We start from the raw sequence: 18,838 nt of genomic DNA, 5'->3' as shown, positions 1-18,838 counted from the left end.
TTCCACTGTACTGGCGAGGAAGTCTTTTTAATCTAACTCATTACCTTTGTAATATATTGTATTACAAATCAACTACTTATGTCAACTTTTTTGACATACCAATTGGTAAGTGACTGTTTACTTTTAGCGATTGATGCACCTGCACTACTTATCCGTCTGTAGATGAGGACTTACAGCAGATTTCAAGTTGATGAAGTACACAAGCTAGTACCGCAAGGCGGAATTCAAAATTCAAAATTCAAAATTAATACAGCGTAAGCATTTCATTGGTTTTGAATGGGTGGTTTATTTACGCCGTATTGCACTAGTTTGAACGTACAAAGCTTGTTTTACTTTTGTTAGCAGAGCGGGGCATAGCCCATTCTGACCGGAGGCGGAGCGTCTCCGGCTCCGCTCCTGAATTCTGCTGTATATCATGTCCGTGGATATTTTTCAGAAGGTTTTATTTGCTGTTTACCTAGCCAGTCTCGAAAGCTGGAATGATAGAGACTGTAATGGGTTTCTGAGGCGATTGGTTTTTGCTGTAAGAACTCTAGCCAATTTTCTAAAACTTCTTCAACTTCATACTCATCAGTATCAATGATTTGTGCGATGCCTGCGGCGGACTGCATCAAGGCTTCTACTAATATTGCTTTTTGCTGCTGAATTAAAACATTTAACACATCTGTGCTATGTTCCGTCTTTTGTTCGGATGGAAACATTTTATGTAAATGCTGCTGATAATATGCTTCTAAACCAGGCGGGAGTTGATTGTACTGGAAAGGTATCGAGTAGAAATTTTCTGCGTTAGCATTCGCGGAGCGTCTCGTAGAGAAGCTTACCGTTCGCGGAGCGTCTCCGACAGGAGAAGGTATCGCATTTATTACCTGACTGAGATACATAAAATTATTTTCGCTCAAAGTGGTGAGGCGATCGCAGAATTCTTGCTCACTAATCTGGTGATTACTCAGCCAAGATTTAAGATCCTCTTTAACCCCCTTTAACAACGGGGAAATATTGTCCTGCTTTTCAAGGGGGGTTGGGGGGATCTGTTGAAGGGTTAGGTAATTTTGAATATACGCTTGGATATCTTGGCGATTTTGTTCTGGATAATCTGCTAAATCAAGACTTTGGGACGGCGTTTCAATTAATAAACCCGACTTCTCCCGCAAGAAAGGTCTACGAGTGAGGAGAAAATAGACCTTATCTGGGAGATAGCGGGGGAGATAAAACAGATTTGTACCAGGTGGTTGGCTGTTACGGTCAATGCAATTCAACCCATCAATGGCAATTATCAGTTTTTGATCAGGTTCTAACTCATCACTGATTTGCTGGAGAAGACTAGAGAAAAACCAACTTCCCTCTGTGGCGTTATCAGGAAGAGAGGTGTAATTAAGCGAGTATTGATTAATGAGTTGCGTGCAGATATTTATGAGAAATTCGTCAGCACGATTTTGACCCTCAAGTTCGGCATTGTAATAAATAACTTGAGGATTGTTTGTCACAAATTTGGCGAGGATGGCACTTTTACCGCTACCGGGTGCGCCAATGATGGTGAAGTAACCCTGGTTATGACGGTGGAGAAAGTTGTTAATAGCTGTGAAAACAAATTCACGACCGACAAAGTTGTGGCTTTTTTCTTGAATGATTTTCTCAAACTCCGTTGGATGTCCTCTGGAATTGATTGTAGTGGGTGGTTTGGGTGGTGAGTTCATAATTTTGGAGAATAATTAAAAGATAAGGCAACAGTGGAGGTGGCGATGTCTGTACAATTGCTAAGACGGAAATTCACAGTTGAGCAATATCATAAGATGGTTGAGTCGGGGATTCTCACAGAAGATGACCGAGTGGAATTGATTCGGGGAGAGATTATTGAGATGTCGCCGATTGGAACAAAACACGCTGCTTGTGTAAATCGACTTGTTAATTTGTTGGTGCAACTGTTGGGTAAACGCGTTATACTTGCTGCTCAAAATCCGAGCGCATTGAACAATAACTCAGAACCTCAGCCAGATGTGGCATTACTTAAACCCCGTGATGATTTCTACGCCACTGCACACCCCCAACCCCAGGATATTTTTTTACTAATTGAAGTAGCTGATTCGACTGTGATGTATGACCGGGAAGAGAAAATTCCTTTATATGCAGAAGCAAACATAATTGAAGTTTGGTTAGTAGATATTAACGAGGAAATTGTGGAAGTTTATCAACAACCAATAGCCGCAGGTTATCAGCTTATGCAAAAGTTCACTAGCGGTCAAACTTTATCAATTCAAACCTTCCCCGATGTGAATATTAGCATCAATGAAATCTTGGTTAGATAAAATTACTTTTCTCTTCATCCCTTTCTTATATTTTCAAGACGCAAAAAATGTACCTTACCTAATTGTTCTCCTACTACAATTGTCATGTGATAGGGTGCAACTGCACAGCAAAGGATGGGACTTTCTCCTGTGAAAGTGGCGATGACTTTCCCAGTTACCAGATTCCAGACTTTGAGAGTGTTGTCATCGGAGGCAGAAATCGCCTGTTGCCCGTTGGGGATGACAGCAACGGTATTTACGGAGTTTGTATGACCGTTGAGGGTGAATATTTCCTCCCCTGTCACCAGATTCCAGACTTTGAGAGTGTTGTCATCGGAGGCAGAAATCGCCTGTTGCCCGTTGGGAGTGACAGCAACGGTATTTACGGAGTTTGTATGACCGTTGAGGGTGAATATTTCCTCCCCTGTCACCAGATTCCAGACTTTGATAGTGTTGTCATAGGAAGCAGAAATTACCTGTTGACCATTCGGGGTGACGGCTACAGCATTGACAGAGTTTGTATGACCGTTGAGGGTGAATAGTTCCTCCCCTGTTGCCAGATTCCAAACTTTGAGGGTATTGTCATAGGAAGCAGAAATCACCTTTTGCCCATTGGGGGTAACGGCGACAGCATTTACCCAATCACTATGACCCTTGAGGGTGAATTGCTGCTTCCCTGTTGCTAGATTCCAGACTTTGAGGGTTTTGTATGCAGAAATTATCTGTTGTCCATTAGGAGTGACGGCGACGGTATTTACCCAGTCGCTACGATCCTTGAGGGTGAATTGTTGCTTTCCTGTTGCTAGATTCCAGACTTTAAGAGTCTTATCATCGGATACAGAAATTAGCTGTTGTCCATTAGGGGTGACGGCGATGGCTTTTACCCAGTCACTATGACCATTAAGAGTGAACAACTCCTCTCCTGTTGCCAGATTCCAGACTTTAAGCGTGTTGTCATAGGAAGCAGAAATCACCTGTTGTCCATTAGGAGTGACGGCGACGGCATTTACCCCTGAACTATGGCGATTGAGTTGCCCTTGAAAAAATAAAGTTATGGCAGAAAAAATATCTTCTATCCAAGAATGATTCCAGACTTTGAGGGTGTTGTCAGAGGATGCAGAAATCACCTGTTGCCCATTGGGGGTGATGGCGACGGCATTTACCGAGTCACTATGACCGTTAAGGAGAAATTGTTGGTTTCTTGTTGTCAGATTCCAGACATTGAGGGTGTTGTCAGAGGATGCAGAAATTACCTGTTGCCCATCGGGGGTGATGGTGACTGCATTTACTGAGTTACTATGACCCCTGAGAGTAAACAGTTCCTCCCCTGTTACCAAATTCCAGACTTTGAGGGTGTTGTCAGAGGATGCAGAAATTAGCTGTTGCCCATTGGGGGTGACAGCGACAGTATTTACTGAGTCACTATGACCCCTGAGAGTGAATAGTTCTTCCCCTATTGCCAGATTCCAGACTTTGAGGGTGTTGTCAGAAGATGCAGAAATTAGCTGTTGCCCATTGGGGGTGACAGTGACGGCATTTACTGAGTTACTATGACCATTGTTCACGTAGCGTTCTAAAGGAAGGGTGAATAGTTCATCTCCTGTTGCCAGATTCCAGACTTTGAGGGTATTGTCATTAGATGCAGAAACCAGCTGTTGCCCGTTAGGGGTGACAGCAACAGCATTTACCGAGTCACTATGACTCTTGAGAGTGAATTGTTGCTCTCCTGTTACCAGATTCCAGACTTTAAGGGTGTTGTCACAGGATACAGAAACTACCTGTTGCCCATTGGGAATAACGACGACGGCATTTACCCAGTGACTATGACCCTTAAGGGTAAATTGTTGCTTCCCAGTTGCCAGATTCCAAACTTTGAGGGTGTTGTCAGAGGATGCAGAAATTACCTGTTGCCCATTGGGGGTGACAGCAACGGCATTTACCGAGTTATTATGACCAGTGAAGGTGCGGAGTAAGTGTCCTCCTGGTGGCGTTAAACTAATAGTCAAGGGACACAGCCAAGGGGTAGTTGTGCTTCGCTTTATTTGTGCTAATAATATTTGAATCTCCTTTGAGGTTTTCTGATTTATTAACCGTCCGTGCAATTGACTCGTTAATTGCTCTTTATCCACTACTAAGATATGCGCTGACAGTCTCAATGCACCTTGAATCAATTTCAGACTTTTGACTTTCTCAGAGTTGTATTCTGGGTAATTTAATGTATCTGCATCTTCAATCAAATCATAATCTTCAATTAGAGGCTGCACTCCAAACTCAGAATGATTAATCTTCGCCACAATAAAATCAAAATCAGTCAAAGTTTGGTAATACTTCTCCAAATTTCCCGACTTTATCAAGCTTGGTGCTAAACTACCCAAGAAAGCACGTTGAAAAGCGGGACTTTCTGCGGCTAACTTGTCTGCAAATTCTCCCATTTCACGCCATCTTCTTTACAAGGTAATCGGCAATGCGTTGATTAACCTCTTGAAATAGCTTGCGTTTGGAATCTAAAACCCGTTTGGCTTTCAAAAATTCTAAAAAACTAGCGTGATAGATGCTGTAGCAGTCTTCTCCCTTTATATTTTGCAGCTTTAAATACTCAACCCAATCCTTTAAAACGGATTCCACGTTATATTCATCCTGTTCGGCAATAGCTGCAATCATCTCACAGGGAATTGGTGTGCCAATCTCCACTAAAATAAACAGGATAAATACCTTTACTTCCTGGGGTTCTTCATCCATCCCCATGCGCTGCCAATGGACTTGATAATAATCTTCAAGACCATCGGGTAATTGCCTTAAACTCAGGTCTTTATAGTAACCTTTAGCAATTCCTGGCAAAATATAGCGCAGGTACATGAAATTATTTTCACTCTTAGTTGCTACCTGCTCAACAAAATCGTTATCAGAAATATTGCGGCCTTGAATCCATTGTCTAAGTGCATTTTTATAGTCTTTATCGACATTTAAAAAGAACCGAATATACTCCTTGATATCTTCACGACTCAAATTAATATACTGACTTTCCCTTAAATCTAGTTCCTCTACCGGGACATCTGATGCAGACAAGCGTTTTTTATCTATAGTATAGGGTCGTCTAGTCAGCAGAAAATAAACACGTTCAGGAAGCGACGGCGGTAAATCTAAAAGATTCCCCCCTGCTTCTTGTTCCACTTCATCAAGGGCATCAACTACAATTACAAGACGATCGCCAGTAGGCAGTTTTTTGCTAACTTGTTCTAGTAAATCTGCTAAATTAGCTTTTTCGGTATTCTGCAACTGGTAACGCTTAATTAATTGTTTGCGAATACTGTCAAGGAATAGCTCTGCTCGATTGCGACCGTCTGAGCGAATATTAAAATAGCATGGTGATTTATTGTCCCAGACGTATTTAGCAGCAATGGCACTCTTCCCCATCCCCGCATCACCCACGACTGTAAAGTAACCACTCCGATTTTTGTCGCAAAATTGCTTAAAAGTATCAAAAACGAACTTACGACCGCAAAACGATCGAATTTTCTCTCTAATTAACGACTTAAATTCTGCTGGATACTCGTCTAAATTCCATTCAGGGAAAGGCTCAAACTCTTTCGATTTACTTGTTTTGGCAACCTTAATAAATATTTCCCCAAATTCCTCTAACTGCGATCGCAGTTCAATTCTCAATAATCGGATATCATATTCTAAATCCTTACCCTGCAAAAACTTTTCTACTTCCTTGCAGAAACCCAAGGGATTATTTGCAGTATAAGCACTCCAAAAAGCATTTTTAATCTTGTTTTCTCTAAAAAGATTCAGAATTGCTTCTGGCTTACCCACACCATACTCAATTAAAGAGTAAACATAAACACCATCAACATTTTTAGGTGGTTGTACCGGGTCAAAATTGAATTGTCTTAAGGTTCTAACTACAGTTTCATTGCGTTGAGCTTGATTAATAACTAGAGAAGCCGCAGGTCTAGCAATACTTTTAAGTGCATTAACTACAGGGTCAATATTCATCTTCGCTAGCAGTAGATATAACTTTTACATCTGTAACTTATCCTAACGACAGATGCCAAAATTAAGCAAATACACAGTTATATAATAGTGATACCTTTCCTTCTCTACGAGAGGCTGCGCCAATGGAACGTTACGCGTAGCTTGCTTAAAAGTAGGAGTACAATAAGCTGCGCCAACACTCTCTCTTCTCTCTTCCTCGGCGTCCTCTGTGCCTCGGCGGTTCGATTCTCAGACTCATTTAGCGCAGTATGAGCGCTCACTTATACCTAAAATAAAATGAAACATAGTGCGTAGGCGTAGCCCATCGTAGACATTGCATAAACGTTTTCAGTACCAAACCCCAAACTTGAGCTTTTAAACTGCAAGTTTCAGGCTCAAAGGTGCAAGTTTCAGCATAAAAGGTGCAACTTTCAAGCTCAAAGGTGCAACATTTACCCTCAGAGGCTCAACGTTCACTCTCAGAAGCTCAACGTTCACCTTCAGAGGCTCAACATTCACCCTCAGAGACTCAACGTTCACCTTCAGAGGCTCAACATTCACCCTCAGAGACTCAACGTTCACCCTCTGAGGCTCAACATTCACCTTCAAAGGCTCAACATTCACCCTCTGAGGCTCAACTGTGGCAATATTAACTTTGCAACCATATCAACAAGTAGAAACTCCATAGATGCTTGGACACTAAAGATAGCCATCTATGGTATAGAAATGTATAGAATCTTGTAAAGATATAAAATATAGTTTTTAAATGCACACATTTCTAGCTTCTTCCTCAATGCAGCGGTCTTTACCACCAAATCACTTTCAACCAATGAAGATTGTCGCGCTGGGGGATAGCTTAATTTATGGATTCGGCGACCCGGAAAAAGGAGGCTGGATTGAGCAACTACGGCGATGGTGGATGTTGCCGGATAGTGCCGGTCATGTTCTTTATAATTTAGGGGTAAGAGGCGATCGCACGCAACAAGTAGCCCAAAGGCTAGAAGTTGAATTTCGCCACCGGGGTGAACTGCGAAATCGTGTTCCTGATTTGATTATTTTATCAGTAGGGGTGAATGACTCAGCACGGTTAGCGCGTCCTGATGGTCGAAGTTACACAGATTTTACATTGTTTGAAAAAGAAATTGCGTCTCTGTTAGATTTAGCACAGCAACTTTGTCCTGTGTTATTTGTGGGTATGGTGCCAGTAGATGAAGCCAAAATGCCATTTTTAGATTGTTTTTATTACAATCATGCCAACCAACACTGCTACAAAGAAGCAACTCGAATTGCTTGCACCAAACGGCAGATTCCCTATTTGGATATTTTTGAGCAATGGATGGAACGCGGTGAAAGTTGGCGACTCAAACGCTTGAGTGAAGATGGACTCCATCCCAATACGCTAGGTTATCAAGCTTTGTTAGAAGATGTAATCAATTGGGATGCCATACCTTCAATGGACTTTGCCAATGCAGCTTACCATTCTAAATTTGATTATCACCTTAAACCATCCTAATAATATAGATGTGTTGGTGCTTTTGGGCTAGCTGATATTCTCATATTTACTATCCTCACAAAAAGCACCACAATCTTTCTGCATTTTTAATAAAAACGAGTCAAAATCTATTTATAAAAACTCTAATTTCTTTATATTATTCATTACTCCTAACTTTTGTACAGACGCGATTAATGAGCCAGCGCGTTGTGGGGGTTCCCTCTGTTGTAGCGACTGGCGTCGCGTCTCTACTCCTAACTCTTAACTCAGCACTCCTATGACACCAATTTTATTTGGTCGCTGGCAAACTCGATTATTATTACTGGCAACTGTCGGCGTATTTGTATCTTTACCTTTTGCAATAGGTTGGATTGGCCCTGGTGCTAACTCAGTTTATTTTTGGATACTTGCTTATGTCGCCATCTTTGGCTTGGGTTGGGATGTACTTTATGACTATTTGCAAAAATCTCGTTGGGATAGGGATTGGCCTGCAATTTATCAACTATTGGCTGGTATATGGGAATTAATATTTATATTTTGTGGAGTCAAACTATTTGGCTTTTTACCAATACCTTTACCTAAAGAAGAACTGTCTCCAGAAACATTTTTGTTGCACTATAGTATCGTGTGGATAGCAGTTTTTATTAGTTCACAAAGCCTAATGCGAATTATCTTCCTCCGTTGGCGTTTTCGGGGCGGAGAGTGGTTATAAAATCTCAAATTATCGACGAAACTAATTTAATTAAATTTATAGCGATATTATCAGGTAATTAAACTGTAGGTACGTGTAAATGTGCGTATCTATATTCGATTGTGGTTTAAATAGATGAAAAAAGTTAATAATTGGAAATTAACAAATTATAAAAAATCATATATGGCGGTTTTAGTTTAGATGCAATATCTTATATTGACGTACAGTTGTCTGCGTTCCTAAGAATAACATGGTAACTGCTACAACTTTGGAAATCAATGCAACACATTGCCTGTTGTACCTCATCAAATTAAAAACAGCTATTTTATGTTTACAAAATTGGCACTTGTGCTGATGTAGTAGTCATATATGAGTAAAAACAGGACAAGCTTTAGAGTCTAGGGAGATTCTTCAATGCAGGGACGTAAATTAAGGAAGTGCAATGTCAAATTTTGATCTAGTTATTCGGCTATTTCTACAACTCACAGTTATTTTAACCACTTGTCGCATTGTCACGATTTTAGGACGCCGCTATCTTGGTCAAACGGATGTTGTTTGCGAAATGATAACAGGTGTCATGCTAGGGCCATCACTTTTAGGATTGATTGCACCAGATTTTCAGCAATGGCTATTTCCTAAGCTTCCCATCATCACTGCTGTCGGACTCAAAATACCCAATCCATCAATGTCGATTTTATATGCTATCAGCCAAATTGGGTTGGTAATTTATATGTTTTTGATTGGTTTAGAGTTTAATACCAAACTCTTAAAACATCATATCAAAAGTGCAAGTTTGTTATCTGCTGCTGGGATTATCACTCCCTTTATTTTAGGAGCGATCGCATCTTTTTTGCTTTATCACAATGGTGATTTCTTTCAACCAAAAGTTATGCCTTGGTCAGCCGCTTTGTATCTCGGTGCGTCGATGACAATTACGGCTTTCCCAATGTTAGCTCGTATTCTTTATGAACGTGGTCTTGCACAAACTCGCTTTGGTACTTTGGCTTTAGGTGCAGCATCAGTAGATGATGGAGTAGCTTGGTGTTTGCTGGCGATTGTACTTGCTAGCGTAAAAAATTCTTTGAGTATTGCCATATTAGCAATTGGTGGTGGCATTTGCTATGTGCTATTTGCAATTTTTCTCGGACAACCTCTACTGAAAGCATTCACACGCATGACAAAACGCGATACAGGTGTGAACAGACAAACCTTAACTTTGATGCTGATAATTTTGATGTTTTGTGCATGGTTTACCGATGTTACAGGTATTTATGCAATATTCGGTGCTTTTGTGCTGGGAGCAGTGACACCACGCGGAGAATTCGCCCAACAAATTCGCCAATATACGGAGTTTTTAACTACTTCTTTTTTGTTACCAATATTTTTTGTCTTTTCTGGATTAAACACTCAAATTGGCTTGGTAAACACACCTACTTTGTGGGGAGTGACTTTATTAATTATTGCGATCGCAATTCTCGGGAAAGGTGTTGCTTGTATGTTAGCTGCAAAATTAACTGGGGAAAATTGGCGTGAATCTGCAACTATCGGCGCTTTGATGAATGCTCGTGGTTTGATGGAGTTAATTATCCTCAATATTGGTCTAGAACAAGGTATAATTACCCCAACTTTATTCACTATCATGGTTATTATGGCAGTCATTACTACCCTGATGGCATCACCACTAATTGCTTTTTTACTGCACGGTAAAAGCTATGATAAATATTCTAATTAAGTAAATTTAAATATAAAATTAATTACTTAGTAATTGGGTAAAATTTTCTGTTTTAACTCCAGTTATAGCAGTCCTAAATAAGTTATGAATAAAAAGATCCCTGACTTCTTAAAAAAGTCGGGGATCTGAATCATATCAGCAAAGAGCAAATCAAATAGGATTACTATATAAACGCTAATTTGTTTGTAGTGGTGTTTAAACACTACTACAAACTGACTACCGATTAACTAGTTTTATTGCTATTGTTAATTTTGAAGTTATTCGAGATGTAGCTCTTAAAATCATCAGAATTGATATTTCAGGGTTGCAACTGTATCTTAACAATAATTCATATAATAACGAAGCAGAAATTACTCTTGGTTATATTTAATAAGCTTGACATTTCCCACTATTTTAAAGAATTATCTTAGGGAAACCAGATAGTTAATTTTAAGGAAACCATGCACACAGTTATTCTCGTTCTGGTTGAGGTGTTGATTGTTATTGGACTTTCACGGCTCGTAGGGCTAGCATTCCGTTCCATTAAGCAACCACTGGTCATTGGTGAGATTGTCGCCGGAATTATGCTTGGCCCATCTTTATTAGGTTTAGTTGCTCCCCATCTAGCAGTTACCTTGTTTCCACCAGAAACTATTCCTTTTCTGAATGTTTTGTCTCAGGTGGGACTAATATTTTTCATGTTTCTGATTGGGCTAGAACTAAATCCCAAATACCTCGGCGGCCAATTAGAAGTAGCAGTTTTAACTTCTCATGTCAGCATTTTGGTGCCGTTTTCTTTAGGAACATTGCTAGCGGTGCTACTTTATCCCCTAGTTTCCGATGCAAGTGTATCTTTTACTGCCTTCGCCTTATTTTTGGGGGCGGCGATGTCGATTACTGCCTTTCCGGTGTTAGCACGAATTATTACTGAAAACAATTTACAAGGAACGCGTTTAGGAACTTTGGCGTTAACTTGTGCAGCAGTGGATGATGTTACAGCTTGGTGTGTATTAGCAGTTGCGATCGCAGTTGCGCGAACTGGTAACTTTACTGGTGCTGTACCTACAATTATCGCCAGTCTAATTTACATCGGCTTGATGTTGACGGTGGGACGTTGGTTCCTGCAAGGTCTTGCCAAACACTACGTCCGTGCGGGACGACTCAGCCAAGTGCTGCTAGCTGGGATTTATATGGCAGTGGTTGCGTCGGCATTAATCACCGAACTAATTGGGATTCATTTAATTTTTGGGGCATTTTTGCTGGGAGCAGCCATGCCCAAAAATGAAGATTTAGTGCGGGAATTGGCAGTAAAAACCGAAGATTTTGTCCTGATATTCTTGCTGCCCATATTTTTCGCCTACAGTGGTTTAAAGACACAGATTGGCTTGCTCAACCGTCCTGAATTGTGGCTTTTGTGTGCGTTGGTTTTAGGGGTGGCGATCGCAGGTAAATATGTTGGTACTTATGTAGCGGCGCGTGTTAGTGGTATTAGTAAACGGGAAGCCTCGGCACTCGGTTGGTTAATGAATACTCGTGGTTTAACCGAACTGATAGTACTAAACATTGGTCTAGAGTTAAAGGTAATTTCTCCCTTAATATTTACCATGCTGGTAATTATGGCATTGGTAACTACATTCATGACCTCGCCACTTCTGGAATGGACATATCCGAAGAAGCTGATCAGGTTAGATGTGGTGGAACCGGAGTTAGAAGCACAAACAGCTACCAGTGCTACTGATGGTGAAACTTATCGTCCTTACCGAATTTTGGTGCCAGTGGCTAATCCGAGTACCCAAAAAGGCTTGCTACAGTTGGCAGCAAGCATCGCTATCAACTCCCGACATCCCGCCATTGTTAACCCTCTGAGCTTGATTGAATTTGAAGAAGATTATGCCTTTAAAAGTACGCCAGTTGAAGCAGACCGATTAATTGCCCAGCGCCGCCAGCAGCTAGAAGAATTGATTAATACTCTCGAACCAGTAGAAATACGCTCTCACGTGCGTCCGATCGTTCGCATATCTAGTAATGTTGCACGAGAAACCGCACAAATTGCTGCACTTAAACAAGTTGATTTAATTCTTGTGGGATGGCATCGCCCAGCTTTTAGTAGCAACCGTTTAGGTGGAAGAGTTGGTCAAATACTCACTACTGCACCAGTTGATGTTGCAGTGTTTGTGGACAAGGGAAGCGAGCAATTAGAAAGCTTGTTAGTGGCTTATTCGGCAAATATTCATGATGATTTAGCGCTAATAATAGCTCTGAGACTGCTAATTAACTGTGAGACTTGTCTGTTACAGGTTTTGCAGGTTGTGCCCGAAAATCAGCCTAAGGATGAATTGAGTTACGAATTAAATACGATGATGGAGAAATTACCGAGTAGTGTACGCGATCGCATCGAAATCAAAATTGTCCAAACTTCAGAGGCAATCCAAACTGTAGTCGAAGCCTCAAAAAATGTAGACTTGACAATTGCTGGCACCAGCCGTGCTTGGGGTATCGAGCGTCAAACCTTGGGAAGATATACAGATCAACTAGCCATCCAATGTTCCTCCTCCTTGCTGATTACCCGTCGCTACAGTCAAGTCACCGCTCATCTGGCTTCCGTACTTACTGAAGTTAGTAGTCAAGAACCAACATTGAGGAGTTGAGAACATGAATCATTTCAACTTCAAATCTTTAATTTTTTACGGAGTAGCAATAATTTCAGTACTACTGTTGTTTAAAACTGTCAGTGCTTACGGAGAAAACAATCTCAAGGCTCTTCCTCCAATTAGCGGTCGCTATCGTCTAACCCTAGCGGAGAATTTGCCTAATTGTGAAAAATCCGATACTCTGACGTTAAACATTGAGCAGTCAGGTATTTACTTAAATGCCTCTGTATTACCGACAAACGCTAAAGCCGACACTGACGAAAAGCACTCTCTGGCAGGCATTTTCAGAAATCAACAATTAAATTTATCTGGGAAAGTAGGCAGATCAATCCTTTGTAATATTCCTCGCCCCCAAAACGATCCTCTGAACTCAGTCACAATTCAAATGCAACTTGTGGATAAAGCTAAAATGACAGGTCAATTAAACGTAAATGGTATTCCACAACCTCTGAAATTTACGGCTGTGCCCCAAAAAACTAATTGAATGGGGAGTGGGTAGAGATGCGATTAATCGCGTCTACGGGATTGGAAGCGCGAAGTAAACAGCAATGTGAGCGCATTGTATGAGTTTTATGGAGCAAATAAACAGAATGGATCGGGGATTAAAGACTAAGCAATTTTACCAATGGGGTAAGCAGCTATTTAGCATCAGTATATTAGGCTTTTATGCAGCGATCGCCCTCGAAAGCACTACTGCTGCTACACCAGGGGCAAAGCTAAATAATTGGCATTTTTCTCCCAAGACACAGCAACTCGAAATCACCCTCTCAGCAGGCACAACTCCTCGTTATTTCTATTTGGCAAAACCTTCTCGTCTAGTTGTAGATTTACCGAATACTAAGTTGGGCAAAATTACCACGCAACAAAATTATTCTGGAGCCATCAAAAGCATTCGCATTTCTCAACTGAACGCAAACGATACACGCATTGTCCTAGATTTAGCAGCAGGAACTGTTTTTAATCCCAAACAGGTACAACTGCAACCCGTTTCCCGAAAAAACTCCACTCGCTGGGTGTTACGTCCGGTTATTTCTAGTAAAACTACTGCCGTAAAACCAGGAAAGTCCGCATCTTCAGCCAAGAAACAACCTCAAATACTCCAAAAGCCGCCTAGCAACCCACCCGTAACTACTAATCCACAATCGCCCTCACTCACAGTTCCGACTCCATCCAATCAACTGCCCTCAACAACTACTAACTCAGGGCAGCCTTTTGTCACCGTACCTCCTTTAAATCCAAATACATCCTCTCAACAACCTACTTCGATTCTTCCCCCTCCTTCTTTCCCAAATCAACTCAATAATTTAAATAATATTCCTCCTTCGGGAGTATCGGAATTTCCAGTTCCAGCAATCCCCAATGCTCCCAATCCTCCAGTGATTGAGTTTGGTCAACCTTTACCCAAAACTAAATAAAAATAGGGAATTGGGAATTGGGGCATGGAGAAGAGACAAGGGAGACAAGGAAGAGGGGGAAGACAAGGGAAAGATTGATTCAATAATTCCCCCTTGTCTCCCTTGTCCTCCTTGTCTCGCTATTCCCCAGTCCCCAGCGAACGATCTTCCTTCATCAGATCGCTCGTACTCAGCACTCCTGAAGGGCATGGGGCATGGGAAATCGAACCAATGCCCCATTTGCTATGCGCTATGCCCTAATAAATGAATTATTTTTTTCCAACTAACTCCTTCACCTTGTTGATGATGCCGACTGGATCGATACCTTGATATGGGTACTGTTCCCACAATCCGCCGCAACCTTCTTTATAAGTTCCAAGATGGGCATATTTGGGAGTCAACCCCCGCTCTAGTAACCAGGAACCAAAACGGCTGCCTAAGCCAGTGCGACGGTTGAAGGGTTCTACTATAAGCACAAAAGGAGCATTACCAACTTTGGTAATTATTTCTTCATCAATGGTATTTAAAGTTGGTTTGTTAATTAAACCAACGTCTAACCCTTCTTGCTTCAGACGCTCTACAGCATCAACGGCACGGTAGAGAGCATCGCCAAAACTGATAATGTAGCCTTGCGTCCCTTCTCGTATAACTTCATCTTTACCAGGAACAAATTTGTAGCCACTTCCAAAGAAGTCATTGCCGTTGCTGTCTTGAATGTTGGGCACTTTGGAACGGGTGGAGAAAATAAACCGCAGTCCCGGCTCAAAGAACACAGCTTCTACACAAGCTGTCATTTGATTATTATCTGCCGGAAAGTACAACTGTGTTGGGTAGCCATCATCCAAGCCATTGTCGGCAAACATATTATTTATACCAAAGTGGCAGCTGTTATCTGCCATGTCATCTATACCCGCATGGGAAAAATGACATAGAACATTGGAATAGTTCAGCCGTGCCATCGTAATTTCTGAGATACACATTTCTAAGAAGGCGCTGAAGGTCGCAAAAATACCTTGCTTGCCCTCGTCCATCCCGAATCCAGCCGCAGCAGAGAAGTTGCTCCGTTCCATGATGCCGGAGGAAATAAATATTTCTGGGTATGTTTCATGAATTTTCTTCAAGCCGCAGGAGCCTTCTAGATCGCTATCAATGACCATGACTTTTTCTTTACGCTCCGCTTCACTGATGCGACTAAGAACACCCACCACGGCATCACCAAACACACCACGGTTAGCGCCCCATTTGTCACCCGAACCCAGAAACGTATATGGTTGTTTGGGTTTCTCAATACTTTTAAGGTATTCGACAGCCGCAGTTTGTCCGCGAGATTCTAGATACTTAAGTGCTAAATCTAGAGGAATTACATCATGACCATGAATGGAACCTTCTAAACCTTCAATACCAGGACACATCGGGCGTTTATTGATTAGAGCGATCGCTCCGGGAGTATTCACAGCTTCGCAAATACGATGGTATAAATCGTCTAAGTCTTCCCCGTCTCCCTGAAGTACTTTCAAGCCGTGGCCTTCTAAGGTTTTGGCGACACTAAAACCGGGTAAATATTTAGAAGGATGTCCAGCGATCGTTACATCATTGTCATCAATGAGCAGCTTGACGTTGAGATGTTGAGCAACAGCCAAGCGAGCCGCTTCAGCATCATTGCCTTCTTGCTGCGATCCATCAGAACCGAGACAGAAAACAACTTTGCCTGGATTCGCCATTGCCACACCATTGACGTAAGGCCAAATATGGCCCAAGCGGCCAGAACTAAATTTCACACCAGGAGTTAGTTTTAGTTCCGGGTGTCCCGGTAAATTGGAATGTGCTTGCCGATAATGTAAAAGTTGCTCGGCAGGTAAATCACCATGCAATGTTGCCATTAGATATTGGGTGGCGACTCGATGTCCTGCTTCATCAAAGAAAATCGGCACAAATTGCTCCGATGCTCCCCGGAAAAAGGCATCAAGGATCATCACCTCTGGCACTGTATCGTATGGCCCGCCAGTATGACCGCCGACTCCGCTAGCAGCGCCAGTCGCTGTAAAAAAGACGATCGCATCTCGGCAAAGTTGAATATTTGCTTTGAGAGTCTCTCGCTGTTCATCTGTGAGGCTGGAATTTGCGGGATTGAGCGCTAAAGGTTTGTAAGCACCAAGATCAATTGGAAATTGGGAATTCGTAATAGTCATGGTTTCTTGATTGAATAAAAAACAATTTGAACAAACGGAATGCGCGATCGCACTACCAAAAAATTGTTAAAACCCCAATGGGCAACAATTATCCAAGCTCAAGCTAACCACTCAGAACCACTGTGGAACCGTGTGATATCATCAAATGCCAAAATCAATACATGCAATTGTGCATGAATGTGCTTGAATTCAATTGAAGTTACGGATTACCGTACATGAACTTGCATATCAATAAGTATAAACTCACAAACGTGCAATTTCAAGTGCAAAAACGCATTTTCAGGAAAATTAATTATGCTAACTGCTGAACGACGACAATTCATCTTAGAAATTCTGCGTCGTGATAAAAAGGTACTTTCGACAGAACTTAGTGCTGTTCTGAAAGTTTCTGAGGATACGATTCGCCGGGACTTGCGAGAACTGGCAGAAACCGGACTATTGCAACGCGTTCATGGGGGAGCGCTCCTGAAATCTCCAGCCACCGCTAGTTATGCCGATCGCCAAAAACAAGCGCCAAAAGAAAAGGAAGCGATCGCTCGCACAGCAGCAAAATTAGTTAGTACAGGACAGGTGGTGATTTTAGATGGAGGTACGACAACTCTCCAAGTAACTCGTCATTTACCTCTAGATTTGCACGCAACAGTGATCACAAATAGTCCGCCAATCGCCGTTGCTTTAGCAGAACATCCCCATATAGAGGTTGTGATGTTAGGTGGACAACTCTACAAAAAAGCCTTGGTGAACGTCGGTACTGTCACAATTGAAACATTACGGATGATTCGTGCAGATTTGTGCATGTTGGGGGTTTGCAGTTTGCATCCAGAAGTTGGGATTAGTGTACCTAACCTAGACGAAGCGCACGTTAAACGAGCCATGATTGCTGGATCGGCTGAGGTAGTAGGATTAGTGACAGCAGAAAAACTGGATACAGCTGCTCCTTATCTAGTGGAGTCCATTCATGCCCTGACTTACTTAGTAACCGCACCGACAGTACCTAATAATATGCTGAGTGCCTACAAAGCTTTAGGTTTGACCATTATACGTGATGAGCACGAGTGATTTCATGAAGGCAGATGCGATCGCGGGGGATTGGGGAATAGGGAGACAAGGAGGACAAGGGAGACAAGGGGGAATTATTGAATCAATTTCTCCCTTTTCTATTCTCCATGCCCAATGCCCAATGCCCAATGCCCAATGCCCCATTTCCCATGCCCCATGCCCAAATCTAAAATCTATCCGTTTCCTGAGGTGTTCCAACTGCTCCTGGTTGAGCGGTGAAGAGGTTTTGAGCAGCTTCATTCTGATATATACATCTAATATCAGGTTTGTCACTGTCCAAGTTACCTGTGAAACCAAAGGTGTTCAGGCGATTTTTGCAATCTCTTACCTGCTCGGATGTCACCAACTTGCGGTTCTCTAAAAGCGCCCAGTTATTTTGTCGAATCACGCATCCAGGACGCATACTAGGCTGGGAAACATAGACATTAAAGGGGTTGAGAGTGACAAACAGTCTAGCGTCCATTACCATCGCGCTGGCTCCGTACTGCACACAAATTTCCGGATTCGGTGCTTTGGTGTCTATAAATTCACGGGAAGCTACATTTGATGGAGCCAATGTGGTTGTAGAACTAAAAGCAATGCCAATGCCAATTCCCAAAATTAACACCCCTCCCATAATTGCGATGGTGGTGAAGTTAAATAGAGGGGATTGGAAAATAGAGGGTTTAGAAGTAGTAGCCGATCTACCAGTAGATTTACGTCTCATTGTTGCTTAATCACCTTCACGCCGATTTGGGAGGGAGTAGTTTAAAGTTTTTTCTCCCTCTTTCAGTATGCCTATTCTTGACTGTAATTGTCTGTGATTTTCTCTGGGATATTCTTGTTAAATGAGAAAAATACTAGTTTATCTAGATATTGGGACAAAATTTTAATACTTTTAATTGTTATCAGATATAACTAATTGAGTTTTCACAATTAATTTAGTCATAATGCTTAAACTATCTAACTTTTGTTATTAATCTCCAATTTTTAGGATGAGATATTTTTGTTACCCCTAGCAATTGATGTGTAAAACAATGTAAATTAAAACTTAATGAAATTTTAATAAGTAATTGAAAGCACGTGACATCTCAAAGAGCGCTACCTTCAAGCAAGAGGTTCAAAACTTCGCAACTTCAAATCTTCCTAGCTGATAGTCTGACTATTTTTTGGGGAGATTGGTTAGATTTACGGGTGAGAATCATACCAGTTGCTGCATCAGGTTTAATCTCGCCACTGATATATATTTTGGCTTTTGGCTTGGGTTTGGGTAGTTCCATCAAACCCGGTTCAGGAATTAGTGGTAACTATAACAACTAAACCTCATCCATCTTGAGAACTGGAGTTTTGCCAGAAAAAATATTACTCTGAGGAAGTAGGTGTAGTAGAGAAAAAAACGAGGATGCTTAAGG

Annotated in this window: 14 protein-coding genes and 1 pseudogene; 10 read left to right on the top strand and 5 right to left on the bottom strand. The window is 41.6% G+C overall.

Annotated features, from left to right (window positions below):
* Positions 1-413: 413 nt before the first annotated feature.
* A complete protein-coding gene (locus tag V7K89_RS01825) occupies positions 414-1,694 on the bottom strand; it encodes an ATP-binding protein (protein ID WP_335184043.1) in 1,281 nt (426 codons plus the stop codon).
* A gap of 45 nt (positions 1,695-1,739) precedes the next feature.
* Here V7K89_RS01825 and V7K89_RS01820 point away from each other — a divergent pair, with 45 nt between their 5' ends.
* Positions 1,740-2,303: a Uma2 family endonuclease gene (locus V7K89_RS01820; RefSeq protein ID WP_335184042.1), complete on the top strand. Its 564-nt coding sequence runs from the start codon at positions 1,740-1,742 to the stop codon at positions 2,301-2,303.
* Between the two features lie 14 nt (positions 2,304-2,317).
* Here V7K89_RS01820 and V7K89_RS01815 read toward each other — a convergent pair whose 3' ends face one another.
* Both V7K89_RS01815 and V7K89_RS01810 read right to left on the bottom strand, forming a co-directional pair.
* A complete protein-coding gene (locus V7K89_RS01815) occupies positions 2,318-4,714 on the bottom strand; it encodes a WD40 repeat domain-containing protein (protein ID WP_335184041.1) in 2,397 nt (798 codons plus the stop codon).
* A 1-nt stretch (position 4,715) separates the two neighbouring features.
* The gene (locus V7K89_RS01810; protein ID WP_335184040.1) at positions 4,716-6,281 is read right to left on the bottom strand and encodes an NACHT domain protein; all 1,566 of its coding nucleotides are present in this window, start codon (positions 6,279-6,281) and stop codon (positions 4,716-4,718) included.
* Positions 6,282-6,682: 401 nt separating this feature from the next.
* Between V7K89_RS01810 and V7K89_RS01805 the strand changes: the two genes are divergently transcribed.
* From V7K89_RS01805 to V7K89_RS01775, 7 genes are all read left to right on the top strand, one after another.
* A complete protein-coding gene (locus V7K89_RS01805; RefSeq protein ID WP_335184039.1) occupies positions 6,683-6,913 on the top strand; it encodes a hypothetical protein in 231 nt (76 codons plus the stop codon).
* A 113-nt stretch (positions 6,914-7,026) separates the two neighbouring features.
* Positions 7,027-7,773 (top strand): GDSL-type esterase/lipase family protein, encoded by a 747-nt coding sequence (locus V7K89_RS01800; protein ID WP_335184038.1) that lies wholly within the window; start codon positions 7,027-7,029, stop codon positions 7,771-7,773.
* A 256-nt stretch (positions 7,774-8,029) separates the two neighbouring features.
* Positions 8,030-8,464, top strand: coding sequence for a hypothetical protein (locus V7K89_RS01795; protein ID WP_335184037.1), 435 nt, complete (start codon positions 8,030-8,032; stop codon positions 8,462-8,464).
* A gap of 421 nt (positions 8,465-8,885) precedes the next feature.
* Positions 8,886-10,175 carry a cation:proton antiporter gene (locus tag V7K89_RS01790; protein ID WP_335184036.1) on the top strand — a complete coding sequence of 430 codons (1,290 nt, stop codon included), beginning with the start codon at positions 8,886-8,888 and terminating at the stop codon, positions 10,173-10,175.
* 440 nt (positions 10,176-10,615) lie between these two features.
* Positions 10,616-12,802, top strand: coding sequence for a cation:proton antiporter (locus tag V7K89_RS01785; protein ID WP_335184035.1), 2,187 nt, complete (start codon positions 10,616-10,618; stop codon positions 12,800-12,802).
* Between the two features lie 4 nt (positions 12,803-12,806).
* The gene (locus V7K89_RS01780) at positions 12,807-13,289 is read left to right on the top strand and encodes a hypothetical protein (RefSeq protein WP_335184034.1); all 483 of its coding nucleotides are present in this window, start codon (positions 12,807-12,809) and stop codon (positions 13,287-13,289) included.
* Between the two features lie 106 nt (positions 13,290-13,395).
* Positions 13,396-14,220 (top strand): AMIN domain-containing protein, encoded by an 825-nt coding sequence (locus V7K89_RS01775; protein ID WP_335184033.1) that lies wholly within the window; start codon positions 13,396-13,398, stop codon positions 14,218-14,220.
* 248 nt (positions 14,221-14,468) lie between these two features.
* Here the strand turns inward: V7K89_RS01775 and V7K89_RS01770 are convergent, their stop codons facing one another.
* Entirely contained in the window at positions 14,469-16,388 is a 1,920-nt protein-coding gene (locus V7K89_RS01770) for a transketolase C-terminal domain-containing protein (RefSeq protein ID WP_335184032.1), read from the bottom strand.
* 294 nt (positions 16,389-16,682) lie between these two features.
* Here V7K89_RS01770 and V7K89_RS01765 point away from each other — a divergent pair, with 294 nt between their 5' ends.
* Positions 16,683-17,447, top strand: coding sequence for a DeoR/GlpR family DNA-binding transcription regulator (locus V7K89_RS01765; protein ID WP_335184031.1), 765 nt, complete (start codon positions 16,683-16,685; stop codon positions 17,445-17,447).
* Between the two features lie 166 nt (positions 17,448-17,613).
* On the opposite strand, the gene V7K89_RS01760 is transcribed toward V7K89_RS01765, so the two are convergent.
* Positions 17,614-18,153, bottom strand: coding sequence for a DUF3172 domain-containing protein (locus V7K89_RS01760; RefSeq protein WP_335184030.1), 540 nt, complete (start codon positions 18,151-18,153; stop codon positions 17,614-17,616).
* A 356-nt stretch (positions 18,154-18,509) separates the two neighbouring features.
* Between V7K89_RS01760 and V7K89_RS01755 the strand changes: the two are divergent.
* Positions 18,510-18,743 (top strand): annotated as a pseudogene (locus tag V7K89_RS01755) (ABC transporter permease); the annotation flags it as partial.
* Positions 18,744-18,838: the final 95 nt, after the last annotated feature.

The organism is Nostoc sp. (assembly GCF_036917515.1).
Lineage (GTDB): Bacteria > Cyanobacteriota > Cyanobacteriia > Cyanobacteriales > Nostocaceae > Nostoc.
This window is presented reverse-complemented; position numbering and strand designations above follow the sequence as displayed.